Genomic DNA, 22,927 nt, shown 5'->3' with positions numbered 1-22,927 from the left:
GATGACGGGGCAGGGGGCCGGCTCGGTCCGCGCTACTCCGCGCGCTTCACTTTCTTCGAATTGTCCACCAGCACCTTGGCGAAGGTGAGCCCGGTGGGGCCCGCGTCCGCCTGGATGGTGTCACCCGGGAGGAACTCGCCGCTGAGCACCTTGAGCGCCAGCGGATCCAACAGGTTCTTCTGCACCGCGCGCTTCAGGGGCCGCGCGCCGTACGTCGGGTCGTACCCGCGTTCCGCCAGCATCTCGCGGGCCGCGTCGGTCAGCTCCAGCGACAGCCGCTTGTCGGCGAGCAGCTTGTCCAGCTTCGCGAGCTGGATGTCGACGATGCGGTAGATGTCCTTCTTGCGCAGCGGCTCGAAGATGACGATTTCGTCCACGCGGTTGAGGAACTCCGGGCGGAAGTGGCCGCGCAGCGCGTCCATGACGTCCTCGCGCGTCTTGTCGTCCAGTTCCTCCTTGCCCGCCATGCCCGCCTGGATATCGGCGGAGCCCAGGTTGGACGTCATGATGAGCACCGTGTTCTTGAAGTCCACGGTGCGGCCCTGGCTGTCCGTCAGCCGGCCCTCGTCCAGAATCTGGAGCAGGATGTTGAAGACGTCCGGGTGCGCCTTCTCGATTTCGTCGAAGAGCACCACCGTGTAGGGACGGCGGCGCACCGCCTCCGTGAGCTGGCCGCCCTCCTCGTAGCCGACGTAGCCCGGAGGCGCGCCCACCAGTCGGGCCACGGCGTGCTTCTCCATGAACTCGGACATGTCGATGCGGACCATGGCCGTGTCGTCATCGAAGAGGAACTCCGCCAGCGCCTTCGCCGTCTCCGTCTTTCCCACGCCCGTGGGGCCCAGGAAGATGAACGAGCCGATGGGCCGGTTCGGGTCCTGCAATCCGCTGCGCGCGCGGCGCACGGCGTTGGACACCGCCTCAATCGGGCTTCGCTGACCAATCACCCGCTGGGCCAGCCGGTCCTCCATGTGGACCAGCTTGTGGACCTCGCCCTCCATCAGCCGCGAGACGGGGATGCCCGTCCACTTGGCCACCACGGCGGCGATGTCCTCGGAGTCCACCTCCTCCTTGAGGAACTTCTGTTTCTTCTGCAGCTCCAGGAGCTTGCTGTTCTGCGTCTGGACCTCCTTCTCCAAGGAAGGCAGGACGCCGAACTTCAGCTCCGCGGCGCGGTTGAGGTCGCCCTGGCGCTCGGCGGCGACCTGGTCGTTCTTCACCTTCTCCAGCTTCTCCTTCAGCGTCCGGATGGCGCCGATGGCCGTCTTCTCCGCGTCCCAGTGGACCTTGAGCGCGTCGAAGCGCTCGCGCAGGTTGGCCAGCTCCTTCTCGATGGCCGCCAGGCGCTCTTGCGAGTGCGGGTCCGTCTCCTTGCGCAGGCCCTCCTTCTCAATCTGGAGCTGCGTCATCTTCCGGCGCATGTCGTCCAGCTCGGTGGGCATCGAGTCGATTTCGATGCGCAGGCGGCTGGCGGCCTCGTCGATGAGGTCGATGGCCTTGTCCGGCAGGAAGCGGTCCGCGATGTAGCGGTGGCTGAGCGTGGCGGCGGCCACCAGCGCGGTGTCCTGGATGCGCACGCCGTGGTGCACCTCGTAGCGCTCCTTCAGCCCGCGAAGGATGCTGATGGTGTCGTGCACGCTGGGCTCGCCCACGAAGACGGGCTGGAACCGGCGCTCCAGGGCCGCGTCCTTTTCAATGTGCTTGCGGTACTCGTCCAGCGTCGTCGCGCCAATGCAGTGCAGCTCGCCGCGCGCCAGCGCCGGCTTGAGCATGTTGCCCGCGTCCATGGCCCCCTCGGCCTTGCCCGCGCCCACAATCGTGTGGATTTCGTCGATGAAGAGGATGACCTGACCGGACGCGTCGGCGACCTCCTTGAGCACCGCCTTGAGCCGCTCCTCGAACTCACCGCGGAACTTGGCGCCGGCCACCAGGGCGCCCATGTCCAGCGTGATGAGCTGCTTGTTCTTCAGGCCCTCCGGCACGTCGCCGTCGACGATGCGCCGCGCCAGCCCCTCGGCGATGGCCGTCTTGCCCACGCCCGGCTCGCCGATGAGCACCGGGTTGTTCTTCGTGCGCCGGCTGAGCACCTGGATGCAGCGGCGAATCTCCTCGTCGCGACCGATGACGGGGTCCAGCTTCCCCGCGCGCGCCGCCTCCGTGAGGTCCCGCCCGTACTTCTCCAGCGCCTGATAGGTGGACTCCGCGTCCTGGCTCGTCACGCGCCCGGAGCCGCGGACCTCCTTGAGGGCGGCGACCACCCGCTCGCGGGTGATGCCGGACGCCTTCATGACCTCGCCCGTCGTGCCCTTGTCCTGGGTCAACGCGAGCAGCAGATGCTCGGACGAGATGAACTCGTCCTTGAGCGCCTTGGCCTCGTCCTCCGCCTTGTCGAACGTCTTGAGCAGGCGCTGGCCCAGCATGGCGCTCTCGCCGCCCTGCATCTTGGGCAGCTTGCCCAGGGCTTCACCCAGACGGGACGAGAACAGCTTCACGTCGGCGCCAAGCTTGCGCAGCAGGGGGTCGACGATTCCGTCCTTCTGTCCCAACAGCGCCGCGGCCAGGTGCTCAGGCTCGTACTGGGGATTGTCGGCGCGGCGGGCCAGCGTCTGGCCTTCCTGGATGGCTTCCTGCGCCTTCACCGTGAACTTATCGAGTCGCATACACTCAACGTAAGAGTCGGCTCGACCTTGGCAATCGAGCTCAGGAAGTTAACGCGCGGTGTCACAACTGCGCCAGAAGCGGAATACTTTGGACTCCTGGTAGCGGCTGGAATTTCGAGGTGCTTGAGTTGCCATCAGGGGCAAGGCTCGGTTATAGGCGGCGCCCACCCTCGGGGGGCTGACTCTGGAAGCGCACGGCGGCTATCTCATTCGACTCGAAAGCTTCGGCGGGCTGGATTTGCTCCGGCAGGCCCGTGAAGCGCTGCGGCTGGACGGCGCATCGGGCGCCACGGGCCTGCAGGTGTCGGTCAATCGGCGCCGCAAGGTGGTGCGGCTGGCCTACGTGGGCCCCTTCACGCAGGGCCGGCCGGGCGCGCACTGGTATGCCGCGCACCATGCGCTGCCCCGGCTGCTGTCCCGGGCGGCCAACGCCACGGTGCATGCCTACGTCTATGACCCGGACGAGGGTGAGGAAGTCCTCGCCTACGGCAACGGTCGGCGCGTGGGCGGTGAGCGGGTGGTCTACGACAACGTGGAGCTGCCCGAGGGCCGTCCCGAGGACCTGGACGAAGCGGCCTTCACGCACATGCAGTCGCGCTGGCCCATGGGGCACCTGGCGCACGTCTTCGGGCTGTCGCGCAAGGAGCTGCTGAGGCTGCCTCGGGCGGGGCTGGGGAGGGTGCTGTCGCTGGAGGAGGACTCCTCGGCGGACGTGGAGTCCGCGCTGGAGGCCCTGTTGCCGGGCGGCGTGGCACCCCACGCCCACTGACGTTCCGGGAGGCTGCTAGCCGTCCGCCGGGCTGTCCTGGGCGACGAGCGCGTCTCGCACGGTGTCACTGCGGAAGTACTGGCCGAGCAGGGCGAAGGTGCCCGCGATGACGGCCGTCCCCAGCACCGTCAGTCCCAGGGCCATCCAGGGGGCCACGCTGGTGACGACCTCGGCTGTCGTGGGGTCCTGGTACTCGGGGCGCTGGGTGAGTGTCTGGGCGAGCGTGACGCCCACGCGGCGGGACACCACGGCCCACTGGGCGCCGTCGATGGTGCGCAGCACCGCCACCGTGAGCGCGGCGCGGCCGAGCATCTTGCGCAAGGCGTCCCGAGGCAGTCCGCCCGAGCGCAGAATGTTGGACGCGGAGACGAAGACGAAGGCGCACGCCACGGCGAGCACGCCCATCAACACGGCGCGCGGCTCTCGCATGGGCTCCAGGGACTGGTACTGCACCTCCAGCAGCTTCTGGAGGACGGCGGGGTCGCTGCCCAGGAGGAACGGAGGGCTGGCCTCCATGTGCCGGGAGCGGACCTCGTAGAAGTGGGCCATCTCCATGGCCTCGTTCAGCGCGCCCCAGCCCGTGAAGATGGCGAGCACGACACACGCGAGGGCCGCGAAACGAATGCGCCCGGGAAGCCTGCCCGAGCGGGGAGCCGACGCCATCACCGCTTGCTTGCCTCCACGAAGCGCAGGCGCAGATCCGCGAGCAATCCGTCGAAGAGCTTCTCCTCGTCCGGCGTCAGGTTGCCCCGCGTTTTCTGCCGCAACATCGACAACAGGTCCAGGTTCTGCCGGGCCAACGGCAAGTCCTTCGACGTCTGGCCCGTCTCCGGGTTCGGCGCGTCACCGAGGTGGATGAGCACCGCGGTGCCCAACCCCACGATGAACGTGCTGAAGGAGATGGCCTCCTCGGACGCGGAGCGCGCTTCCCCCCGCATCACGAAGGTCTCGCCGCGCTTCTCGTCCACGGGGCTCATGGGGTGCCAGGCTCCTCGCCCTCGGGCTCATCCTTGCCCTCGGCTTCATCGGAGGAAGAGGCCGTCTCATCGGCCACGTCGGAGGACTCATCCTCGTCGTCCGCCTCGTCCTCTTCGTCGAGGTCATCCTCTTCGTCGTCGTAGTCGTCGTCGACGTCGTCATCCATGAAGGTCTCCACCGGCGTGGCCTTGTCCGCCACATCCGGCAGGCCCTTGAGGTGGCGCTCGTGCGCTTTCTCGTCCAACTGGCCCGAGCGCAGGTACCGCTCCGCGGTGCGCTTATCGAGATACTTGGGGTCCACCGTGTCCGCCATGTTTCAAATCCTCGGAATTGCTTGGAAAATAGCGCGCTACCTTATAGCAGAGGGGCCGACTGTCAACGCCGCCGTCCCGCCTTCCTGGTGCCGATGAACGCCCCGCCCCGTCCGCTGCTTCCCCCGGGACTGTATCTGCTGTGCGACGACACCGTGCGGGTGGACATGCCCCTGGTTCTCAAGGCGGAGCGGATGCTCGCGGGTGGAGCGCGGGTGGTGCAACTGCGCATGAAGCGAACGCCGGTGCGCGAGGCGCTGTCCGTGGCTCGGGAGGTCGTCCGGTTGTGTCGGCGCGCGGGCGCGGTGTGCCTGCTCAACGACAGGGTGGACCTGGCGCTGCTGGCGGACGCGGATGGCGTGCACGTGGGCGATGAGGACCTGCCCGCGGAGGCGGCGCGCGCGCTCCTGGGGCCTGGTCGCCTGGTGGGCGTCACGGTGCGAGACGCCGAGGGCGCGAGGGCGGCGCGAGAGGCGGGCGCGGACTACGTGGGCGTGGGGCCCGTCTTCGGCACGACGACGAAGCAGGTTCCCGCACCGGTGCTGGGGCTGGAGGGGCTGGCGCGGGTCGTGACTGACAGCCCGCTGCCGGTGGTGGGCATTGGTGGCGTGGGACTGGAGAACGTGGGGCGGGTGGCGGCGTCGGGCGCGCATGGCGCGGCGGTGGTTTCGGACGTCCTGCTCGCCCAGGATATCGCCGAGCGGGTGCGCCTGCTGACGGCTGCGTTTGAACGGGGACGTGTGGGGGGGTAGGTTCGACCGACGGACCCCCCCATGAACAATCATCCGCGTCACCATGGCCAGCCGCCCCGGCGGCCCAACATCGGCATTACCCCGGACTGGAGCCAGCCCGAGGATCAGCCCTTCGCGCGGTACGAGCTGAAGGTGCCCTACGCCGACGCGGTGCTGCGCGCCGGGGGCCTTCCGTTCGTCCTGCCGTACGCGGACGACCCCACGTGTGTGGACGCGTATCTGGACCGCGTGTCCGGACTGCTCGTCACCGGCGGCGCCTTCGACATTCCTCCCGAGGCGTATGGGGAAACGGCGCGCGAGGGACTGGGCGCGCTGAAGGAAGGGCGCACCGCGTTCGAGGCGGCGCTGATGCGCGGGGCGCTCAAGCGCAACATGCCGGTGCTGGGCGTCTGTGGCGGCATGCAGCTGCTCAACGTGGTGTTGGGTGGCACGCTGTTCCAGGACATCGGCCGTGAGGTGCAGGGCGCTCGTGAGCACGAGCAGAAGCATGACCGCACGCAGCCGCAGCATCCGGTGGACGTGCGCAGCGGCTCGCTGCTCGCGGAGGCGGTCGGGCACGGCCAGCTCATGGTGAACTCCACGCATCACCAGTCGGTGCGCAGCCCCGGGCGCGACGTGAGCATCTGCGCGATGGCGCCCGACGGCGTGGTGGAGGCCATCGAGTCCACCGCCCACGCCTTCGCGGTGGGCGTGCAGTGGCATCCCGAGTACATGGCGACGACGATTCCCGTGCACGTGGGGCTGTACAAGTCCTTCATCCAGAAAGCGCGAGAGCATCGGCGGTGATTCCGCGCGTCGTCCTGTTGGCGGGGCTCGAGCCCACGGGAAGAGCGGGGCTGCTGGCGGATGTGGCCGCGGTGCGTGCGCTGGAAGGGCAGCCGGTGGCGGTGCCCCTGGCGCAGACGGCGCAGGGCCGTGTCACCTTCTCCTGGGTGGCGTCTCCGCCCCGCGTGGTGCGTGCGCAGCTGATCGCCGCGCGCGAGCTGGGTGAGGTGCACGCGGTGAAGTGGGGCATGGTGCCGGGCCTCGCGCAGCTCGAGGCCGCGAGCGCCGCGCTGGCCGGGACGCGGGCCTGGTGGGTGGTGGACCCGGTGGTGCGGACGTCTCGGGGGCAACTGTTGTCCCGTTTGTCTGCCCGGCGCTACCTGTCGCTCGCGGGCCCGCGTGTCGTGCTCACCCCGAACCTGGACGAAGCCGGGTGGCTCCTGGGCAGGCCCGTACCGGACACGGTGGGGGCGGCGCGTGAGGCGGCTGTCGCGCTGGTGGAGCACGGCTTTGGCGCGGTGCTGGTGAAGGGCGGGCACCTGCCGGATGCGCAGGGGTTGGCGGATGTGCTGGCCACACCCGAAGGCGTCCGTGTGTTGAAGGGCCAGCGACTGACGCGCGCGCCCGAGCGTCGTGGCACGGGGTGTCGGCTGGCCTCCGCGCTGGCGACGGAGCTGGGGCGGGGCCGCACGCTGGAGGCCGCCACGCGCGTGGCTCGGGCCCTGGTGGTGCGCTACCTGCGCACGGGCGCGGAGGAGGGCGGGCCGGGCACGTCGCACCGTACTCGCGCGGCCCGGAGGTAGGTGGTGCGCTACTGGCGCACGGGCTTGGAGCAGGGCGGGCCGGGCACGTCGCGCGCTGGTGTTACTCGGCCCGGCTGCGGCTTTCGAAGCGGGTGTACTCGGCGAGGAACACCAGGGAGATTTCGCCGATGGGCCCGTTGCGCTGCTTGGCGATGATGAGCTCGACGGGGATGACGGTGTTTGACTGCGACTGAGGCGGCGCCTCGCCCCCTTCTTCCGTCTCCTCGCGGTGGATGAACATCACCACGTCGGCGTCCTGTTCGATGGAGCCGGACTCACGCAGGTCCGACAGCATGGGCTTGCCGCCCTTGCGCTCCTCGACCTTACGGCTGAGCTGACTGAGCGCGATGATGGGGACCTCCAGCTCCTTGGCCAACTGCTTGAGCGCACGGGAGATTTCGGCGACTTCCAACTGGCGGCTCTCCACCTTGCCCTTCTGATGCATCAACTGGAGGTAGTCGATGATGAGGAGAGACAGGCGCGGGTCCTTCTGCTTCACGCGGCGCGCCTTGGCGCGCAGGTCGAACGGAGACAGGCCACCCGAGTCGTCGATGTAGATGGGCGCGTTGTAGAGGGCACCCGCCATCTCCTGGAACTTCTCCTCGTCGTGCGGAGAGAGCCGGCCGCCACGCAGCTTCTTCATGTCCACGCGCGCGGTGGACGCGAGCAGACGCATCAGGAGCTGGTCGGCGGGCATTTCCAGGCTGAAGATGCCAACGGCCTTGTTCTCCTTCAGCGCCGCGTTCACCGCGATGTTCATCGCGAAGGACGTCTTGCCGACGCCGGGACGCGCCGCGAGGATGATGAGCTCACCGGCGTGCAGCCCCGTGAGCTGGTTGTCCAGGTCGATGTAGCCGGTGGACAGGCCCGTGATGCCCGTCGACGCCGCCTTCATCTTGTCGAGCAGATCGAGCGTGTGCTCCATCAGCTCGCTGACGGGCCGCAGGTCTCCCTCGCGCTTCTTCTCCGCGAGGAGGAACACCTTGCGCTCGGCCTCGTCGAGCAACACCTCCAGCTCGCCCGTTTCCTGGCTGGCGAGGTCCTGGATTTCGCGGCCGACGTTCGCCAGCCGGCGTCGCAGCGCCTGGTCCTTGACGATGTTCGCGTACTGGACGGCGTTGGAGGCCAGCGGAACCACCTGGTCCAACCGCATCAGGTACGCGGGGCCGCCCACGGCGACGAGGTGTCCCAGGACCTTGAGTTCTTCAGCCAGCGTCAGGTGGTCGACCTGTTGCTGCTTTCCGTCCAGGCGAATCATCGCCGCGAAAATCTGCGCGTGCGCGGGGCTGGAGAAGTCGTCCGCGTGGACCACTTCGCCTACGGCAGCGATGAGCGTGTTGTCCGCGAGTACGGCGCCGAGCACTGCACGCTCGGCGGCCAGGTCCTCGTGGACCTTTCGCCCATCTCTGAGGTCTAGGGAGTTCTCCATGGCTGCCCGCCCACTCTACAGGCGGCTCTGACATGGCAGAAATATTCCGCCACAGACCTGTAGCGGCGGGTGGGCGGAGGAAGGTGGACCTACCCGCAATCAGCCTTCCATTCCCCAACGCTGGAGGAATGCTTCACGCCACGTGCGGCTGAGCACCACCGTCGTGCCGTTCCTCAGCACGAGGATTCCGTCTCCGTGGCTCCAGGGCTCCAACTTCGCCACCGCGTCCAGGTTGATGATGTCTCCGCGATGGATGCGCACGAAGCGCTCCGGGTCCAACCGCTCCTCCAGCGCGCGCAGGCTCTGGCGCACCAGATGCTCACCCTGGGCGGTGTACACGCGCACGTACTTGTCCTCGGACGACAGGCGCCACACGTCCTCCAGGCGCAGCGGCACCCACGCCTCACCCGACTTCACCACCAGCCGCTCCAGCGCGCGTCGTGGCGTCGCCGAGGCCACTTCTCGCAGGAGCGCCTGGAGCCTCGCGGCCTCCGAGCCTCCACCGAGCAGCAGCGCATGGGCCTTGTCCAGCGCGCGGGCGAAGCGCTCGCCGTCGTAGGGCTTGAGCAGGTAGTCCACCGCGTGCGCCTCGAAGGCCCGGAGCGCGAAGCCGTCATACGCGGTGGAGAAGATGACCGCGGGGCCCGTTCCCGGCCCGAGCGCCTCCAGCACCTCGAAGCCCGTCAGTCCTGGCATCTGCACGTCGAGGATGACGAGGTCTGGCTTCAGCGACTCGATGCTCGCGAGCGCTTCCGTTCCATCCGCGGCCTCGCCCACCAGCGTGAAGCGCGACTCGCCTTCCAGAAAGCGCCGCACCTTGGCCCGGGCGGGTGTCTCGTCGTCCACCGCCAGCACGCGGAAGGTCGTCATGGCTTCGCTCCCAGGGGCAGCGTCAGCGACACGCGCGCTCCACCCTCGGGTCCCTGGCCTCGCTCCATCCGGGCCCGCCCGTCGTGCAGGAGCGCGAGGATCTGCTCCAGGTGCGCCAGTCCCACGCCCGTCCCCGAGGCGGGCGATTCACCGCCGAAGCCTCGGCCCGTGTCCTCGACCTCCAGCCGCCATGTGCCCGCCGTCTCGCTGGCGCGGATGCGCACCTCCAGCGGCTGCACGCGGTCCTGGTTGTGCTTCACCGCGTTCTCCACCAGGGTCTGCAACGCGAAGCAGGGCACGCGCGCCGAGTCCAGGCCCGGCTCCACGCTCCAGTGCACCGCGAGCCGGTCCCCGAAGCGCGCGGACAGGAGCCCCACGAAGCGCGCGGTATGCGCGCGCTCCTCGGCCAGTGTCCACGTGGGCTCCGCGCGCTCCAGGCTGGCGCGCAGCACATGTCCCAGGTCGCTGAGCAGCCGGTCCGTTCGCGCCAGGTCCTCGTACATGACCGAGCTGATGGTGTGCAGCGAGTTGAAGAGGAAGTGCGGGTGGAGCTGGCCGGTGAGGGACTGGAGCTGCGCGCTGCGAAGCTCACCCTCCAGCTCCGCTTCGCGCAGCGCTCGCGCATGTTGATTCCGCCAGGCCGTGAAGAGGCTGATGAAGGTGACGGCGAGCCCGTAGGCAATCAGGTCCTTCGACACCTCCATGGGCAGTCGGAAGGCCATGGGCCCGTACTCGTACTCACCCCAGCCCAGCAGCGGGTAGAGCAGGTAGCGAATGCCCAGCATGACCAGGATGTGCACGGAGGTGTAGAGCGCGAATCCCACCACGTGCAGCCCCAGGAAGCGCGCCCACCCCGAGGCGCGCGGTGACGGGGCGTTCAGCGTCGCGGTCTGGATGAGGGGCAGCGTCACCCAGGCCGAGAGCGCACCCGTGATTTCCCAGAAGAAGGCCCGCGATGCGGGGAGGGAGGTGTGTCCGTTGGCGAGCTGATCCAACCTCACCGCGGCGCCATACGACACGCCCACGACGAGGCAGAAGGCCAACACCCCGAGCACCGGGCGCAACCGGAAGCGGGGCCACCGCCAGGACCGGGACTGCGGCACCTCGAGGGCGGACGTCGGGAGGGTGTCGGCCATGGCTCTCCGTCACGCAGTATGCCCCGTGGGCGCGCCCTGGAGCGTCGCTTCGGGACGGGACACCACACGGGCCTTCAACCCGAAGAACGGCCTCAACCAGGGCAGGCGGGCCACCAGCTCGCTCAAGCCCCAGCTGATGAGGAAGGTCGTGACGAGCACGCAGCCGAAGAGGCTCCACGGCCCCACGGGCAGCCGCAGCATCGCGAAGCCGACGACGATGATGACCGTCTGGTGGAAGATGTAGAACGGATACGACAGCTCCTGCGCGTGCCGGACCCACCGGCTTTCCGTCCGCACGCACCGGCGCGCCCAGCCCAGCGCGGTCAGGATGAACAGCCACTGGGCCGACGTGCCCCCGAGCACCTCGGGCACCAGGTCGAACTCGCTCTCTGGCGCCATGATGGCGAAGAGGACCGCTGACACGCCCAGCAGCCACCACCGGCGCTCCACCAGGACGTCCCAGACCCTGGGCGCGCGGCCGAGCAGGTGCCCCATGAGGAACAGCAGGCCGTAGTGGCCAAAGGTCCTCGGGTCGTCGAACAGCGCGTGCGTCTGCGGGAAGCGGTGCAGCAGCAGGTCGTTGACGAAGAGCGGGATGAACAGCCACAGGAGATTCGGACCCCGGCACAGCCAGGCCTCGGCCTTCGCGAGCCAGGCCTTCCCGCGCGCTGTCCCCAGCGCCCAGAACAGCGGCAGCGCCAGGAGGCAGAAGGCGAAGAGGTAGACGACGAACCAGAGGTGGTGCCAGCTCAGGCTGCCCGCGGGGTAGGGGACGAGGCCGAAGACAGAGGGATAGAAGTCCGCGTAGCTGCCCTGGAACCGCCCCGTGAACACGCGCTCCACGTAGATTTGCGGCGGCACGATGACGAACATGCCGAAGACCACCGGCAGCAGCAGCCGGCGCGTCCGGTCCCCCGCGAAGTCACGCAGCGAGCGCCGCCGCAGCGCGAGGGCCGTCCCCACGCCGGAGATGACCATCAGCAGCGGCATGCGCACGTGGTGCAGGATGTCCATGGGCAGCTCCAGCACCGGCAGCAGCGTGGGCGCCTTGATGTGCCAGTCCCACCGGTTGAACATCATCCCCGTGTGGAACAGGTGCAGCACGAGGATGGCGACGACGCGGAGCCAGTCCAGGTCGGGGCGATGGGCGTCGGCGGGAGATGTCGGGGCGGGGTCGGGCGTGCTCATGGGCGAGCCTCCTGTGCCTCCTGGATACCCACCCGCCTCGGAAGGCTCCACGCGCCTGTCGTAGGACGGACCGGCCACGGCGCGAGCCGGACGCGAGAACACGGCCGGCCATCCCCAAATGAAAAGGCCGCCCGGGTTGCCCCGGGCGGCCTTCTCGAACCCGCTTGAGGCGGAGTCGAGCCGTTACTCGGCGGCGACTTCGACCTTGATCTTCGCCGTCACGTCGCGGTGCAGGCGCAGCTCGACTTCGTAGCTGCCAATCGCCTTGATGGGCTCGGGCAGGTGCAGGGCGCGACGGTCCACCGTCTGACCCTGGGCCGCCACGGCCTCGGCGATATCCAGCGCGGTGACGGACCCGAACAGCTTGTCCTGATCGCCGACCTTGCGCTTGATGACGACCTTGATGGAGCCGACCTTCTTCGCCTGCTCCTCCGCGGCGCCCTTCAGCTTGGCATTGCGGGCGGTGATGACCGCCTTCTCGTGCTCGAGCTGACGGAGGTTCTGCTCGCTCGCCAGAACCGCCTTCTTGCGCGGCAGCAGGTAGTTACGGCCGAAGCCGTCCTTCACGGTGACGAGCTCCCCGGACTTGCCGAGGTTCTCGATGTCCTCTCGCAGAATGACCTTCATGTTCAGTCTCCTGAGCGGACCCGGCGGTTAGCCGACCACCGCGTTGTAGGGGAGCAGGGCGATGCCGCGCGCGCGCTTGATGGCCGTGGCCACCTCACGCTGGTGCTTCGCGCAGTTGCCAGAGATGCGGCGGGGAATGATCTTGCCGCGCTCGGTGACGAAGTACTTCAGCGTCGCCTGGTCCTTGAAATCCACCGACGCGTTCTTCTCCGCGCAGAACCGGCAGACCTTCTTGCGGCCGAAGCCACGGCCACCGCCGCGCTTCTCGTCATCGCCGCCCATGCCACCGCGGTCTCCGCGATCACCACCACGGTCTCCGCCACGGTCTCCACCGCGATCACCGCGAGGCCCACCGCCGCCGCCGAAGCCGCCACTGCGGCCGCCCGACGACGAGCCGCCCGTCTTGCTGTCCGTTCCGTTGCTCATGAACTTTCTCGTTTCCTGAAAAGGTCCCTAGAGAATGTCCCAGGTGGCGCTCAGGCCTCCTCGGACGACTCCTCCTCCGCCTCGCCCACGGACTCCTCGGCCACGTCGCCGCGGAACCCGCCACCCTCGCGCGGCTCGGGAGCGCCCGGACGGGTCTCCTCCACATCGCCGGCGAGCTTCAGGTCCTCGAGGACCGGACGCGTCTCGGGGTCCACCTCATCCGCCAGCTTCACGGAGATGTAGCGGGTGACCTCATCGAGGTTCTTCAGGTTGCGCTCAATCTCCGCCACCAGACCCGAACCGCCCAGGTAGCTGGCGTGCACGTAGATGGCGCGGGGCTGCTTCGCCACGGGGAACAGGGTCTTCTTCTTGCCCCACACCGTGAAGCGGAGGACCTTGCCACCCTCGCGGGAGACGATGCCACGGACGCGCTCCTTGAGCTTGTCCACGTTGTCGTCAGTCAGGTCCGGCTTGACCAGGAAGATGGTCTCGTACTCACGAAGCCGCTTGGCGGCCTGCGTCTCTGCCATGTTTTCTCTCCCCTTGGGGTCGAGTGCCCCCCGGACAATCCGAGGAGCGGGGAAACGGCGATTGGCCCCATGGCCACCACCGGGAACGGGAAACCGCGCGCCCGTCACCCTCGCGCTACGTCCCGTGCACCAACACGGGAAGCTGAAAAAGAACATCCCACTGGATCAACCACCCAGCGAGCGAACGGGCCTTCTAGGAGGGCCCCCCGGGCAAGTCAAGCTCCCGGAAAGCTCGCCTGTCCGCTCCCCCCGTCCCGGGCGCTCCGAGGGGCCTCAGGCCTTCCGGTTGAAGCGGTTCATCGCCACCGACAGCCCCTCGCGCACCCAGCACTCGGTCATGTCCATGGCGCGGTCCTTCAGTTCGTCCAGCTGGCGGCGCTCCCCGTCGTCGAAGTTGGACAGGACGTAGTCGGCGACGCGCTCGCGGGCATTGGGCCCCTCCGGCTTGTCGATGCCGAAGCGCAGGCGGATGAACGCCTCCGAGCCCAGGCTCGCGACGATGCTCTTCAGGCCGTTGTGGCCCCCGCTGCCGCCGCCCGCCTTGAGCTGCAGCCGGCCCAGGGGCAGGTCCAGTTCATCGTGGATGACGAACACGTCCTCGGGAGCAATCTTGTAGAAGCGCGCCGCCTCGGCCACCGAGCGGCCCGACAGGTTCATGAAGGTCTGCGGCTCGACGAAGAGGATGCGCTCGCCCGCCAGGGTCCCCTGGCCCACTTTCGCGGCGAACTTCTCCTGATTCAGCTCCGCGCGCGCTCGCGACAGCAGCGCCTCCACCACCATGAATCCGATGTTGTGCCGGTGCCGCTCGTACTCGCGCCCCGGGTTGCCCAGCCCGCAGATGAGCTTCATGGGAGGCTCCAAAAAGAAACGGGGCCAGCCTCAGGGAGGCCAGCCCCGTGTCCAGGGTACACCGGAAGACGACTACTTCTTCGCGGGGGCCTTGGCCGCGGCCGCGGGGGCCGCCGCCTTGTCGCCAGCCTTCGCCGCGGGAGCCGCGGCGGCGGGGGCCGCCGCAGCCGCCACGGGGGCCACCTCGGCCGCCTCGGGCGCGGCGACGACCGCCACGGTGTAGTTGACGTTCGACTTCACCGACACGCCGGCCGGGAACTTCACGTCGTTGATGTGCAGCGCCTCGGCGATCTTCAGCGCCGTCACGTCCACCTCGATGCGCTCGGGAATGGCGTTCGGCAGCGCCCAGACCGTGATTTCACGGCGAATCTGGCTGAGCAGACCACCCTCGGCCACGCCCACCGACTTGCCGACGAGCACGAGCGGCACGTCCACCTTGACCTGCTCGTCCGCGCGCACGCCGATGAAGTCCACGTGCAGGATGTCCCGGGTGACGGGGTCCATCTGGTAGTCCTTCAGGAGGACCTGCTGGTCACCGCTGGCCAGCTTCAGCTGGATGACGGTGTTGAACTTGTGCGGGGTGTTGATGGCCGCGCGCACGGCCTTCGGGTCCACCGAGATGTGCACGGGCGTCTTCAGGTGCTTGCCGTACACCACGGCGGGCACCACACCCTGGGCGCGCAGCTTGCGGGCAAAGCCCTTGCCAGAGCCTTCACGCGACTTCGCCTCGAGGGTGTTCTTGTTTTCGGACATGGAAATACCTTGGGAATGGGTACCGCGGTGACCACCGGCCACCCTGGCGCCCTCGGCATCCCGCCCCAGTGGCGGGCCCCGAAGACGGCGCCGCGAAGGGGACCGTTGGAGGAGGCCGGACATGCCAGCCCCCGAGCGTGGAGTCAAGTCGCCCGGCGGACGGGCGACCCGAGCCTCAGACGAACAGCGAGCTGAGCGAGTCGGCCCGGTGGATGCGGGCGATGGCCTCGCCGAAGAGGCGCTCGGTGGTGAGCACGCGAATCTTCGAGCACGCCTGCGCCGCGGGCGACAGCGGCACGGTGTCCGTGAAGACGACCTCTTCCAGCACGGAGTCCTGGATGCGCTGGATGGCGGGGCCGGAGAGGATGGGGTGCACCGCGTAGGCGACCACGCGGCGGGCGCCCTTGGCCTTGAGCGCCGCGGCGGCCTGGGCGAGCGTGCCGGCGGTGTCCACCATGTCGTCCACGAGGACGGCATCCTTGCCGGACACGTCGCCGATGAGGTTCATCACCTCGGAGGCGTTGGGGCGCGGGCGGCGCTTGTCGATGATGGCCAGCCCCGTGTTGAGGCGCTTGGAGTAGGCGCGCGCGCGTTCGACGCCACCAGCGTCCGGCGACACGATGACCAGCTCCTGCGACTCCGGGAAGCGCTTGCGCAGGTCCTCCAGGAACACCGGCGAGCCGTACAGGTGGTCCGAGGGGATGTTGAAGAAGCCCTGGATCTGCCCGGCGTGCATGTCCATGGAGACGACGCGCTCGGCGCCGGCCACTTCCAGCAGGTCCGCGACGAGCTTCGCGGTGATCGGCGTGCGCGGGGCGACCTTCCGGTCCTGCCTGGCATACCCGTAATACGGGATGACGGCGGTGATGGAGCTCGCGCTCGCCCGCTTCAGGGCGTCGCAGATGATGAGCATCTCCATCAGATGGTCGTTGGTCGGCGGGCTCGTCGACTGGAGGATGAAGACGTCGTGACCGCGGACGTTCTCGCCAATCTCGACGTGGATTTCTCCGTCGGAGAAGCGACCCACCTCCGCCTTGCCGAGCGGACGCTTGAGGTACTCACAGATTCGGTGAGCCAGGCCGGGATTCGAGCTCCCGGCGAAGATCTTGAAGTCGCGCGGCTGCATGATGGGCCCGCTGACTAACCTGGACACGCGCGGATGTGAAGGCGTTAGTCGAGATCTGCTGGCATCGGACCGAGCATCCCGGCTTGCGCCTGATGGAGGTGCCGCTCGTACTCCATGAGAATGACACGCTCCATCTGGCTGCGTGTGTCCGCGTTGAGCGGGTGGGCTATATCCTTGTACGTTCCATCCTTGCGCTTCTTCGCCGGCATCGCGATGAACAGCCCCGAGGAGCCGTGGATGACCTTCAAGTCGCGTATGACGAAGCAGTGATCCAGGGTGATGGTGACGTACGCCTTGAGCTTGTCCTCTTCGACCGGAAACACCCGGACGTCGGTGATGTTCATGGTCCCCCCCCGAACCCGAAAGGTCGGAGCTGGCGGGAAGCCTGGGACATACCGGGTGCAAAATGCAAGGGTATGGTGAAGGAGTTCCCTCACCATTGTTCCACTCGCGCACAGTCCAGAGCGTGAAAGGGACTACCCAAGGGCTCCTGGCCAGTGCAGGACCAGGTGGGTCAGAAAAGCCAGATGGTAGACGACGATGATTCCGTAGACGACGGCGCCTGCTCGGATGGCGAGGCGGCTGGCGCGCAGACGCCTGTGCAAGCACAACAGCCACAGGCCGGCGTTCACGATGAGCAGCTTGGCGAACATGAAGAAGAGCGGTGACTGCTCGTAGGCCAGCCGCATGAGAGGGTTGAGTTCCTCCGCCACGCCCAACTGGAGGAAGAGCAGCGTGAACAGCCCGTCCATGAGGTTGAGCATCAGCAACGCCACCGAGGCGGGTGACGCATAGAAGGAAGCCATTCCACCGCGGACCGCGCCCCGAACCTGCTCCATCGTCGTCGTCGCCACGCCCTGCCTCCCAGTCCCGACCTTCCGGAGGCGGTTCCTTTCAAGCGGCTTGCCAGCGCCCGGATGGAACTTGGAGGGGCGGGCGGGCAGGCGGGCCCCGGCACGCCCGAGGGGGCTGTCACGAGGACGCGGTTGGCGGTTGACTCCCGCGGGGGGGTGACAGAGTATCCGCGCCCCTCCGCCCCCAGGCCAGGCGAGCGTCCCTTGCACCAATTCCCCAAAGATATCGGGTGGATAGAGGTCATTTGCGGTTCGATGTTCTCCGGTAAGACGGAGGAGTTGATCCGCCGCGTCCAGCGCGCCGTGTACGGCAAGCAGAAGGTGCAGGTGTTCAAACCTCGCATCGACAACCGGTACGACGAAACGCAGGTGGTGAGTCACTCGAAGCTGAAGGTGACGTCCACGCCGTTGGAGCGGGCTGAAGAGATTTTTTACCGGTTGGAGCCCGACACGCAGGTGGTGGGCATCGACGAGGTGCAGTTCTTCGGCGCGGAGGTCGTCGCGGTGGTGGAGGCGCTGGCCAACAAGGGGCTGCGCGTCATCTGCGCGGGACTGGACCAGGACTACCAGGGCCGTCCCTTCGAGCCGATGCCGCAGTTGATGGCGGTGGCGGAGTACGTGACGAAGGAGCTGGCCATCTGCGTGGTTTGCGGCAATCCGGCCAATCGCTCCCAGCGCCTCGTCTCCAGTGGAGAGCGCGTGGTGGTGGGCGCGGCGGGCGCGTACGAGCCGCGGTGCCGCAAGTGTCATGTTCCGGAGCCCACCGAGGGCACGCCGCCGCAGACGCTCGAACTGTTCGACTGACCCCGCTTCGCCCGCGGGCATCAGGGCACGAGAGGAACCGACCGAATGCGTGACACCCTGTACGCGAACGTGCCCTTCCGGCTGAACGAGATGACCCACCACTATGGACCCAACGTCCACCTGGTGGGCAATCCGTTCCTGCTCTCCCAACTGGCCACCTTGTGCGCCAAGGGCGTCATCCAACCCCAGATCAACCGGCTGGTGGAGACGCTCTACAGCGACCTGGTGAAGACGGTGGTGAACGCGGAGTTCCCGCGGAAGATGGTCAGCCTGCCGACACGGATGATCGACTCCACCCCGCAGGGGCTCTACCAGGGCGAGGTCATCGACCCGCACGTCCGGGTGGTGACGGTGAACATCGCGCGGGCGGGCACGCTGCCGTCCCAGGTGACGTATGACCTGCTCAACGCCACGGTGGACCCGTCGGTGGTGCGCCAGGACCACATCATCATGAGCCGGATGATCGACGCGGCCGAGACGGTGGTGGGCTCGCAGATTGGCGGCGCGAAGATTGGTGGGGACGTGGACGACGCGCTCGTCCTCTTCCCGGACCCCATGGGGGCCACGGGCGGCAGCCTCTCCACGGCCATCAAGCTCTACAAGGAGAAGGTGCCCGGCACCCCCCGGCGCATCATCACCCTCAACCTCATCGTCACGCCGGAATACTTGCGGAAGATGACGACGGACCATCCGGACGTGATCATCTACGCGCTCCGGTTGGATCGGGGTCTGTCTCCTCCGGAGGTCTTCGGCACGGCGCCGGGGGCGCTCTGGGAGAAGGAGCGAGGCCTGGATGACCGGCAGTACATCGTCCCCGGTGGCGGCGGCTTCGGGGAGATCATGAACAACGCCTACGTGTAGCGCGGAGGAAGCCTTGGCGTTCTACGAGCAGGAAGTTGGCGTCCATATTTCGGAGGACAAGCTGCAGGCGCGCGTGCGGGAGCTGGGCGCGCAAATCACCCGGGACTACGCGGGCAAGGAGCTGACGCTCGTCTGCGTGTTGAAGGGCTCCACGTTCTTCGCCATGGACCTGGCGCGGGCGGTGGACCTGCCGCTGACGTTGGAGTTCCTGGGCGTGTCCAGCTACCAGGGTGGCACGGAGACGACGGGTGAGGTGCGCATCACCACCGACGTCAGCAAGCCGATGGCGGGCAAGCACCTGCTCATCATCGAGGACATCATCGACACGGGGCTCACCATGAGCTTCCTGCTGGAGAACCTGCGGGCCCGGCACCCGGCGTCGCTGAAGCTCTGCTCGCTCCTGGAGAAGCCGGCGCGCGCGCGGACGAAGATCGACATCGACTACAAGGGCTTCGTCATCGAAGACCTCTTCGTCGTCGGCTACGGCCTGGACTACGCGGAGAAGTACCGGAACGTGCCATTCATTGGCGTGATGAAGGGCAAGTAGCCCTCCGGTTTCCTCCAGCCGCGCGGGGAGTGGGTCGCCTTCCCGCCGGCTTGAAGTCCCGCGTCAGGGGTGGCGGAGCGTCGAGCGCCTCGCGTGGATGCCGCTCTCCTGGCGTGGAGGGCAGTGGACTGTTGTCGAAAGGAAGAGCGTGCGCAGCGTCCCGGGTGGGACTGTTTGCGCCGCGAGGCGCCGGACGCGAGTGCTCGTGTCCTGGTGCGTGCGGCCGGAGAGGGTGCGCATGCGTTCAGCGACAGACAAGAGAATCCCGGCTGCTACAGCGGCCGGGGGCAATGATTCGATGAGGAGGTACCTGGCGGAGTTCATCGGGACGTTCGTCCTGGTGCTCGGCGGCGTGGGTGCGGCCGTGCTGGCGGGGGACCGCATCGGTTTCCTGGGCGTGTCCTTCGCCTTCGGCCTGTCGCTGCTGGCCATGGTGTATGCGATTGGCCCCATCTCCGGCTGCCACGTGAATCCCGCGGTGACGGTGGGGTTGTCATTGGCGGGCAAGTTCGAGAACAAGCACATCCTCGGCTACATCGTGGCGCAGTGTCTGGGGGCCGTGCTGGCTGCGGGCGTGGTGCTGCTCATCGCGAAGGGCGTCCCCGGGGGCTACCAGGCCTCGGTGGCGGGGCTGGGCTCGAACGGATACGGCCTCGCCTCGCCCGAGGGCTATGGCGCGGGGGCGGCGTTCCTGGCGGAGGTGGCGCTCACCTTCCTGCTCGTGCTGACGGTGCTGGGGGCGACGGACGCGAAGGCGCCGGTGGGCTTCGCCGGCATCGCCATTGGTCTGGTGCTGACGCTCATCCACCTGGTGGGCATCCCCGTGACGAACACGTCCGTGAATCCCGCGCGCAGCCTGGGGCCGGCGGTGTTCGCGGGCGGGCAGGCGCTCACCCAGCTGTGGATGTTCATCATCGCGCCGATGCTGGGCGCGGGCCTGGCCGCCGCCGTGTACCGCTCCGTGTTCAGCCCGGCGGGGGCCATCACCGCGCGCACGGCCGAACGCTCGCTGGATGCCGAGCGTGCGGAGCGCGTCGCCCAGGACCGCAGCCACACGCGCTCGCCGGTGTAGGGGCGAAGAAGGCCGCATTGCGTGGACGGGCCTTGCTCCTCCGAGCAGGGCCCGTCGCGCGCGGGGCCCCTGCCCGTGGCTTTCCTGGCGGTGCTTCCGGGCGTATACGAGGGATGGGAGGGGGCCGTGCCTTCCCGTTCCCTGCTCCGGGATGACGGAGCGAAAGCCCTTCGACATGCTCTTCGAGCCGACGCGCCTGGTGGCCTTCATCCTCGCGGGACTGGTCCTCAACCTCACGCCAGGGCCGGACACGATGTATGTGCTGGCCCGGAGCATGGGACAGGGCCGCGCCGCGGGCTTCGTCTCCGCGCTGGGCATCTGCGTCGGGTGCCTGTTCCACATCGCGGCTGCGGCCCTGGGACTGTCGGCGCTGCTGGCGACCTCCGCCATGGCCTTCCTGGTGGTGAAGTGGGTGGGCGCGCTCTACCTCGTGTGGATGGGCGTGCGGATGCTGCGCAGCAAGCAGGGGCCCGAGGCGGTGCGGGAACTCCAGCCCGCGAGCCTGTGGCGAATCTTCCGCGACGGTGTCGTCACCAACGTGCTGAACCCGAAGGTGGCCTTGTTCTTCCTGGCCTTCCTGCCGCAGTTCGTGGACCCGTCGCGAGGCTCACCGGGCCTGCAGTTCGTCCTGCTCGGGCTCTTGTTCGACGTGACGGGGACTCTGTGGCTCGCGTTCCTCGCGGGCGTGGCGGGCGCGTTCGGCGGCTGGCTGCGGCGCAACCCGCGCTTCGCGGCGTGGCAGCAGCGGGTGACGGGAGGCGTCTTCGTCGCGCTGGGCGCGCGGCTGGCGCTCCAGGAGCGCTCCTAGCCGTCGCGATGTCCCCGCCTTCAGCGGAAGATGGCCGCGCCGAAAAGGTACAGGGCGTAGCCGGCCCAGGGCAGGAGGATGAGCAGCGTCACGAGATTCAGGCCCGCCGCCCACACCGGGAGCCGCTCGCGCTGCTTACGCCAGGGGAGCGCCAGCAGCGAGCCACCCGCGAGGATGGGCATGGGCAGCAGGTTGATGGCGGCCACCTTGGCGCTCGCCAGCCCCCAGGCCTGCAACAGCTCGCCGTGGCGCAGCAGGGCGACGAAGCGCTCGATGCGGTCCGGCAGCCGTGAGTACTGGAATGGGACGGTGAAGCCGGTGAGGAACTGGCTCAGTCCCTCGCCGGCGCCGAGGCATGCCATGGCGACGACGACGAGCAGCGCCCAGGGCAGGATGATGGTGGCCGCGTGCAGGACCAGCGGGAGCTGGTGGAGGCGGTTGTCGGCGGGGGCTTCCGTGGGTGCGTCTTCCGGAGGCCCGTTGAAGCGCACCGAGCTGCCCAGGGGGATGAGTGGGTGCAAGGCCCACTGGATGCCGCCCAGAGACAGCGTGACGAGGTTGGGGCCGTAGCCCAGCTTCACGAGGGTGGGTCTGACGCCGAACGAGCTGGCCACGGCCGCCTGACTCAACGCCCAGAGGGCGGTGACGGCGAAGGCGAGCATCCAGAGCCAGAAGAGCAGGGCAGCACGTTCCATGGGTGTGCCCCCTGTTTATCACGCGGAACCGTCGGCCTTCACCGGGCCCCGCTCAAGGGCACGGTCTGGTGACGTCCTCCGTCCCGCGAGGCACGTCCAGGGTGATGGACTTGGAGCCGGGCCCCAGGTTGAACCACGAGATTTGATGGTGCCCGTTGCCCGTCCCGGTGGGGTTGGCGAAGGCCGCGAGCAGATGGGCCGCGCCAGAGCCGTCTATGTGGCTCAGGTCGGCCTTGCCCACGTCCGAAAGGCCCGGCGCGACGGTGGAGTCACCGCCGCGACGAAGGCGGGCCACCGGGACACCTTCGCGTGGAACCGAAGGGCGCTCCCCGCATCGACCATCAATCGTCCCGTGCTGTCTGCCATTGTCTGCTTCCTGTGCCGCGTGGCTGAAACCGACACGGTAGCGGCGCGTGCTGGGATTGAGTGGGGCCAGGACTCTCGACGAGGCCGGTCTTTTCCCAGACATGAGTGCACGGGGTTCGTCCGTCGGAGGTGACGAGCCCGGAGTGGGGTGGTGTCTGGTTTGGGGAGTGGAGGAGGGGCAGGCGAGGAGGCAGGCCAGGGATGCGCGCGGGAGGTGCCGCCCTTGGGGGAAGGCCCTAGCTTGAGAAGGAGGAGAGACGCATGCCCACTCGCAGGACTTCACGCGGGAGTGCTGCTTCAGAGCGGAGTGTGACTCGGCGTTCGACGGCGAAGCCTCGCTCGTCCGTGGCGCCCTCGGGACGGTTCACCACGCACGAGGTGGATGCGGAGCGCTGGCGCGACTTCGCGCGGCTGTTCGAGAGCCAGGGCGGGCCCAAGTACTGCTGGTGCATGGTGTGGCGGGCGGAGGGCGCGGAAGCCCGGCTCGCGGACAACGCACACCGCAAGGCGGCGATGCATCGGCGGGTGAAGCAGGGGACTCCGGTGGGGCTCCTGGGCTATCTCGGGGACGAGCCCGTGGCCTGGTGCTCCATCGCGCCTCGGGAGACGTACCGGAAGGGGCTCGGGGGGCTGGAGGCTCCGGATGAAGCGCCGGGCAGCGTGTGGTCCCTGGCGTGTTTCTTCGTCACCCGTGAAGCGCGAGGGCAGGGAGTGTCGCGGCGACTCATCAAGGCCGCCATCACCCATGCTCGCAAGCGGGGCGGCAAGGTCCTGGAGGCATACCCCGTGGACCCCGACTCACCGAGCTACCGTTTCATGGGTTTCGTGGAGACGTTCGAACAGCTCGGCTTCCAGGGCGTGGGGCGAGAGGGAAGTCGCCGCCACGTCTACCGGTACGATTTGTCCGCGTGACACGGGAGGCGGGCCCGGGAAGGGGCCCGCCCGGGAGCA

The 22,927-nt window shown here is 68.3% G+C and carries 28 protein-coding genes; 10 read left to right on the top strand and 18 right to left on the bottom strand.

What is annotated here, in order from left to right; translation table 11 throughout:
• Nucleotides 1-32: 32 nt before the first annotated feature.
• Nucleotides 33-2,657, bottom strand: a complete 2,625-nt coding sequence (gene clpB, locus HUA78_RS01480; protein WP_141648526.1) for an ATP-dependent chaperone ClpB — start codon at nucleotides 2,655-2,657, stop codon at nucleotides 33-35.
• A gap of 238 nt (nucleotides 2,658-2,895) precedes the next feature.
• On the opposite strand from clpB, the gene HUA78_RS01475 reads away from it, so the two are divergent.
• Entirely contained in the window at nucleotides 2,896-3,426 is a 531-nt protein-coding gene (locus HUA78_RS01475; RefSeq protein ID WP_141648525.1) for a hypothetical protein, read from the top strand.
• A gap of 15 nt (nucleotides 3,427-3,441) precedes the next feature.
• Here HUA78_RS01475 and HUA78_RS01470 read toward each other — a convergent pair whose 3' ends face one another.
• From HUA78_RS01470 to HUA78_RS01460, 3 genes are read right to left on the bottom strand one after another with little or no spacing between them, the layout of a single operon-like run.
• Nucleotides 3,442-4,089, bottom strand: coding sequence for a hypothetical protein (locus tag HUA78_RS01470; protein WP_174467604.1), 648 nt, complete (start codon nucleotides 4,087-4,089; stop codon nucleotides 3,442-3,444).
• On the bottom strand, nucleotides 4,089-4,403 hold the full coding sequence (locus tag HUA78_RS01465; protein WP_174453479.1) for a DUF1844 domain-containing protein: 315 nt from the start codon (nucleotides 4,401-4,403) through the stop codon (nucleotides 4,089-4,091). The genes HUA78_RS01470 and HUA78_RS01465 overlap by 1 nt, the downstream gene beginning before the upstream one ends.
• Nucleotides 4,400-4,717: an RNA polymerase subunit sigma gene (locus HUA78_RS01460; RefSeq protein WP_174467605.1), complete on the bottom strand. Its 318-nt coding sequence runs from the start codon at nucleotides 4,715-4,717 to the stop codon at nucleotides 4,400-4,402. The genes HUA78_RS01465 and HUA78_RS01460 overlap by 4 nt, the downstream gene beginning before the upstream one ends.
• 93 nt (nucleotides 4,718-4,810) lie before the next feature.
• Between HUA78_RS01460 and thiE the strand changes: the two genes are divergently transcribed.
• From thiE to HUA78_RS01445, 3 genes are read left to right on the top strand one after another with little or no spacing between them, the layout of a single operon-like run.
• Nucleotides 4,811-5,467, top strand: coding sequence for a thiamine phosphate synthase (gene thiE / locus HUA78_RS01455; protein ID WP_174467606.1), 657 nt, complete (start codon nucleotides 4,811-4,813; stop codon nucleotides 5,465-5,467).
• Nucleotides 5,468-5,488: 21 nt separating this feature from the next.
• The gene (locus HUA78_RS01450) at nucleotides 5,489-6,253 is read left to right on the top strand and encodes a gamma-glutamyl-gamma-aminobutyrate hydrolase family protein (RefSeq protein WP_174475499.1); all 765 of its coding nucleotides are present in this window, start codon (nucleotides 5,489-5,491) and stop codon (nucleotides 6,251-6,253) included.
• Nucleotides 6,250-7,035, top strand: a complete 786-nt coding sequence (locus HUA78_RS01445; protein WP_174475498.1) for a bifunctional hydroxymethylpyrimidine kinase/phosphomethylpyrimidine kinase — start codon at nucleotides 6,250-6,252, stop codon at nucleotides 7,033-7,035. The genes HUA78_RS01450 and HUA78_RS01445 overlap by 4 nt, the downstream gene beginning before the upstream one ends.
• Before the next feature lie 61 nt (nucleotides 7,036-7,096).
• Here the strand turns inward: HUA78_RS01445 and dnaB are convergent, their stop codons facing one another.
• The 12 genes from dnaB to HUA78_RS01385 form a co-directional block, all read right to left on the bottom strand.
• Nucleotides 7,097-8,464: a replicative DNA helicase gene (gene dnaB, locus HUA78_RS01440; RefSeq protein ID WP_141648518.1), complete on the bottom strand. Its 1,368-nt coding sequence runs from the start codon at nucleotides 8,462-8,464 to the stop codon at nucleotides 7,097-7,099.
• Nucleotides 8,465-8,563: 99 nt separating this feature from the next.
• Nucleotides 8,564-9,334 (bottom strand): LytTR family DNA-binding domain-containing protein, encoded by a 771-nt coding sequence (locus HUA78_RS01435; protein ID WP_174453481.1) that lies wholly within the window; start codon nucleotides 9,332-9,334, stop codon nucleotides 8,564-8,566.
• Nucleotides 9,331-10,470: a sensor histidine kinase gene (locus tag HUA78_RS01430; RefSeq protein WP_174475497.1), complete on the bottom strand. Its 1,140-nt coding sequence runs from the start codon at nucleotides 10,468-10,470 to the stop codon at nucleotides 9,331-9,333. Before HUA78_RS01430 ends, HUA78_RS01435 begins: the two co-directional genes overlap by 4 nt.
• A gap of 9 nt (nucleotides 10,471-10,479) precedes the next feature.
• The gene (locus HUA78_RS01425) at nucleotides 10,480-11,658 is read right to left on the bottom strand and encodes an acyltransferase (RefSeq protein ID WP_174475496.1); all 1,179 of its coding nucleotides are present in this window, start codon (nucleotides 11,656-11,658) and stop codon (nucleotides 10,480-10,482) included.
• A 183-nt stretch (nucleotides 11,659-11,841) separates the two neighbouring features.
• Nucleotides 11,842-12,285, bottom strand: a complete 444-nt coding sequence (gene rplI / locus HUA78_RS01420) for a 50S ribosomal protein L9 (RefSeq protein ID WP_141648008.1) — start codon at nucleotides 12,283-12,285, stop codon at nucleotides 11,842-11,844.
• Between the two features lie 27 nt (nucleotides 12,286-12,312).
• A complete protein-coding gene (gene rpsR, locus HUA78_RS01415; protein ID WP_141648007.1) occupies nucleotides 12,313-12,711 on the bottom strand; it encodes a 30S ribosomal protein S18 in 399 nt (132 codons plus the stop codon).
• A gap of 50 nt (nucleotides 12,712-12,761) precedes the next feature.
• Nucleotides 12,762-13,241 (bottom strand): 30S ribosomal protein S6, encoded by a 480-nt coding sequence (rpsF, locus tag HUA78_RS01410; RefSeq protein ID WP_141648006.1) that lies wholly within the window; start codon nucleotides 13,239-13,241, stop codon nucleotides 12,762-12,764.
• 273 nt (nucleotides 13,242-13,514) lie between these two features.
• Nucleotides 13,515-14,090, bottom strand: coding sequence for an aminoacyl-tRNA hydrolase (gene pth, locus HUA78_RS01405; protein ID WP_174467610.1), 576 nt, complete (start codon nucleotides 14,088-14,090; stop codon nucleotides 13,515-13,517).
• A 72-nt stretch (nucleotides 14,091-14,162) separates the two neighbouring features.
• Nucleotides 14,163-14,843 carry a 50S ribosomal protein L25/general stress protein Ctc gene (locus HUA78_RS01400; RefSeq protein ID WP_141648004.1) on the bottom strand — a complete coding sequence of 227 codons (681 nt, stop codon included), beginning with the start codon at nucleotides 14,841-14,843 and terminating at the stop codon, nucleotides 14,163-14,165.
• 175 nt (nucleotides 14,844-15,018) lie between these two features.
• On the bottom strand, nucleotides 15,019-15,969 hold the full coding sequence (locus tag HUA78_RS01395) for a ribose-phosphate pyrophosphokinase (protein WP_141648003.1): 951 nt from the start codon (nucleotides 15,967-15,969) through the stop codon (nucleotides 15,019-15,021).
• 44 nt (nucleotides 15,970-16,013) lie between these two features.
• Nucleotides 16,014-16,313, bottom strand: a complete 300-nt coding sequence (gene spoVG / locus HUA78_RS01390; RefSeq protein ID WP_046715132.1) for a septation regulator SpoVG — start codon at nucleotides 16,311-16,313, stop codon at nucleotides 16,014-16,016.
• Between the two features lie 132 nt (nucleotides 16,314-16,445).
• On the bottom strand, nucleotides 16,446-16,823 hold the full coding sequence (locus HUA78_RS01385; RefSeq protein WP_371745468.1) for a DUF5658 family protein: 378 nt from the start codon (nucleotides 16,821-16,823) through the stop codon (nucleotides 16,446-16,448).
• A 204-nt stretch (nucleotides 16,824-17,027) separates the two neighbouring features.
• Between HUA78_RS01385 and HUA78_RS01380 the strand changes: the two genes are divergently transcribed.
• From HUA78_RS01380 to HUA78_RS01360, 5 genes are all read left to right on the top strand, one after another.
• Nucleotides 17,028-17,627 carry a thymidine kinase gene (locus HUA78_RS01380; protein WP_141648002.1) on the top strand — a complete coding sequence of 200 codons (600 nt, stop codon included), beginning with the start codon at nucleotides 17,028-17,030 and terminating at the stop codon, nucleotides 17,625-17,627.
• A gap of 45 nt (nucleotides 17,628-17,672) precedes the next feature.
• Nucleotides 17,673-18,488 carry a uracil phosphoribosyltransferase gene (locus tag HUA78_RS01375; RefSeq protein ID WP_174461252.1) on the top strand — a complete coding sequence of 272 codons (816 nt, stop codon included), beginning with the start codon at nucleotides 17,673-17,675 and terminating at the stop codon, nucleotides 18,486-18,488.
• A 13-nt stretch (nucleotides 18,489-18,501) separates the two neighbouring features.
• Nucleotides 18,502-19,035, top strand: a complete 534-nt coding sequence (gene hpt, locus HUA78_RS01370) for a hypoxanthine phosphoribosyltransferase (protein WP_141648000.1) — start codon at nucleotides 18,502-18,504, stop codon at nucleotides 19,033-19,035.
• Nucleotides 19,036-19,273: 238 nt separating this feature from the next.
• Nucleotides 19,274-20,107, top strand: a complete 834-nt coding sequence (gene aqpZ, locus HUA78_RS01365) for an aquaporin Z (RefSeq protein ID WP_141647999.1) — start codon at nucleotides 19,274-19,276, stop codon at nucleotides 20,105-20,107.
• A 151-nt stretch (nucleotides 20,108-20,258) separates the two neighbouring features.
• Nucleotides 20,259-20,915 carry a LysE family translocator gene (locus HUA78_RS01360; protein WP_246137725.1) on the top strand — a complete coding sequence of 219 codons (657 nt, stop codon included), beginning with the start codon at nucleotides 20,259-20,261 and terminating at the stop codon, nucleotides 20,913-20,915.
• 20 nt (nucleotides 20,916-20,935) lie between these two features.
• Here HUA78_RS01360 and HUA78_RS01355 read toward each other — a convergent pair whose 3' ends face one another.
• Together HUA78_RS01355 and HUA78_RS01350 are read right to left on the bottom strand one after the other, a co-directional pair.
• Nucleotides 20,936-21,610, bottom strand: coding sequence for a site-2 protease family protein (locus HUA78_RS01355; RefSeq protein WP_174461251.1), 675 nt, complete (start codon nucleotides 21,608-21,610; stop codon nucleotides 20,936-20,938).
• Between the two features lie 52 nt (nucleotides 21,611-21,662).
• Nucleotides 21,663-21,905, bottom strand: coding sequence for a hypothetical protein (locus HUA78_RS01350; RefSeq protein WP_174475495.1), 243 nt, complete (start codon nucleotides 21,903-21,905; stop codon nucleotides 21,663-21,665).
• A gap of 380 nt (nucleotides 21,906-22,285) precedes the next feature.
• On the opposite strand from HUA78_RS01350, the gene HUA78_RS01345 reads away from it, so the two are divergent.
• Entirely contained in the window at nucleotides 22,286-22,888 is a 603-nt protein-coding gene (locus HUA78_RS01345; protein ID WP_217439725.1) for a GNAT family N-acetyltransferase, read from the top strand.
• Nucleotides 22,889-22,927: the final 39 nt, after the last annotated feature.

Origin of the sequence: Myxococcus sp. CA033, assembly GCF_013336625.1 — a bacterium.
GTDB classification, from domain to species: domain Bacteria; phylum Myxococcota; class Myxococcia; order Myxococcales; family Myxococcaceae; genus Myxococcus; species Myxococcus llanfairpwllgwyngyllgogerychwyrndrobwllllantysiliogogogochensis.
This window is presented reverse-complemented; position numbering and strand designations above follow the sequence as displayed.

Excerpts from the sequence above, each read along its gene's own strand:
- clpB (WP_141648526.1), bottom strand. The coding sequence starts at position 2,657 with ATGCGACTCGATAAGTTCACGGTGAAGGCGCAGGAAGCCATCCAGGAA.
- HUA78_RS01470 (WP_174467604.1), bottom strand. The coding sequence starts at position 4,089 with ATGGCGTCGGCTCCCCGCTCGGGCAGGCTTCCCGGGCGCATTCGTTTC.
- HUA78_RS01465 (WP_174453479.1), bottom strand. The coding sequence starts at position 4,403 with ATGAGCCCCGTGGACGAGAAGCGCGGCGAGACCTTCGTGATGCGGGGG.
- HUA78_RS01460 (WP_174467605.1), bottom strand. The coding sequence starts at position 4,717 with ATGGCGGACACGGTGGACCCCAAGTATCTCGATAAGCGCACCGCGGAG.
- thiE (WP_174467606.1), top strand. The coding sequence starts at position 4,811 with ATGAACGCCCCGCCCCGTCCGCTGCTTCCCCCGGGACTGTATCTGCTG.
- HUA78_RS01450 (WP_174475499.1), top strand. The coding sequence starts at position 5,489 with ATGAACAATCATCCGCGTCACCATGGCCAGCCGCCCCGGCGGCCCAAC.
- dnaB (WP_141648518.1), bottom strand. The coding sequence starts at position 8,464 with ATGGAGAACTCCCTAGACCTCAGAGATGGGCGAAAGGTCCACGAGGAC.
- HUA78_RS01435 (WP_174453481.1), bottom strand. The coding sequence starts at position 9,334 with ATGACGACCTTCCGCGTGCTGGCGGTGGACGACGAGACACCCGCCCGG.
- HUA78_RS01430 (WP_174475497.1), bottom strand. The coding sequence starts at position 10,470 with ATGGCCGACACCCTCCCGACGTCCGCCCTCGAGGTGCCGCAGTCCCGG.
- HUA78_RS01425 (WP_174475496.1), bottom strand. The coding sequence starts at position 11,658 with ATGAGCACGCCCGACCCCGCCCCGACATCTCCCGCCGACGCCCATCGC.
- rplI (WP_141648008.1), bottom strand. The coding sequence starts at position 12,285 with ATGAAGGTCATTCTGCGAGAGGACATCGAGAACCTCGGCAAGTCCGGG.
- rpsR (WP_141648007.1), bottom strand. The coding sequence starts at position 12,711 with ATGAGCAACGGAACGGACAGCAAGACGGGCGGCTCGTCGTCGGGCGGC.
- rpsF (WP_141648006.1), bottom strand. The coding sequence starts at position 13,241 with ATGGCAGAGACGCAGGCCGCCAAGCGGCTTCGTGAGTACGAGACCATC.
- pth (WP_174467610.1), bottom strand. The coding sequence starts at position 14,090 with ATGAAGCTCATCTGCGGGCTGGGCAACCCGGGGCGCGAGTACGAGCGG.
- HUA78_RS01400 (WP_141648004.1), bottom strand. The coding sequence starts at position 14,843 with ATGTCCGAAAACAAGAACACCCTCGAGGCGAAGTCGCGTGAAGGCTCT.
- HUA78_RS01395 (WP_141648003.1), bottom strand. The coding sequence starts at position 15,969 with ATGCAGCCGCGCGACTTCAAGATCTTCGCCGGGAGCTCGAATCCCGGC.
- spoVG (WP_046715132.1), bottom strand. The coding sequence starts at position 16,313 with ATGAACATCACCGACGTCCGGGTGTTTCCGGTCGAAGAGGACAAGCTC.
- HUA78_RS01375 (WP_174461252.1), top strand. The coding sequence starts at position 17,673 with ATGCGTGACACCCTGTACGCGAACGTGCCCTTCCGGCTGAACGAGATG.
- aqpZ (WP_141647999.1), top strand. The coding sequence starts at position 19,274 with ATGCGTTCAGCGACAGACAAGAGAATCCCGGCTGCTACAGCGGCCGGG.
- HUA78_RS01360 (WP_246137725.1), top strand. The coding sequence starts at position 20,259 with ATGACGGAGCGAAAGCCCTTCGACATGCTCTTCGAGCCGACGCGCCTG.
- HUA78_RS01355 (WP_174461251.1), bottom strand. The coding sequence starts at position 21,610 with ATGGAACGTGCTGCCCTGCTCTTCTGGCTCTGGATGCTCGCCTTCGCC.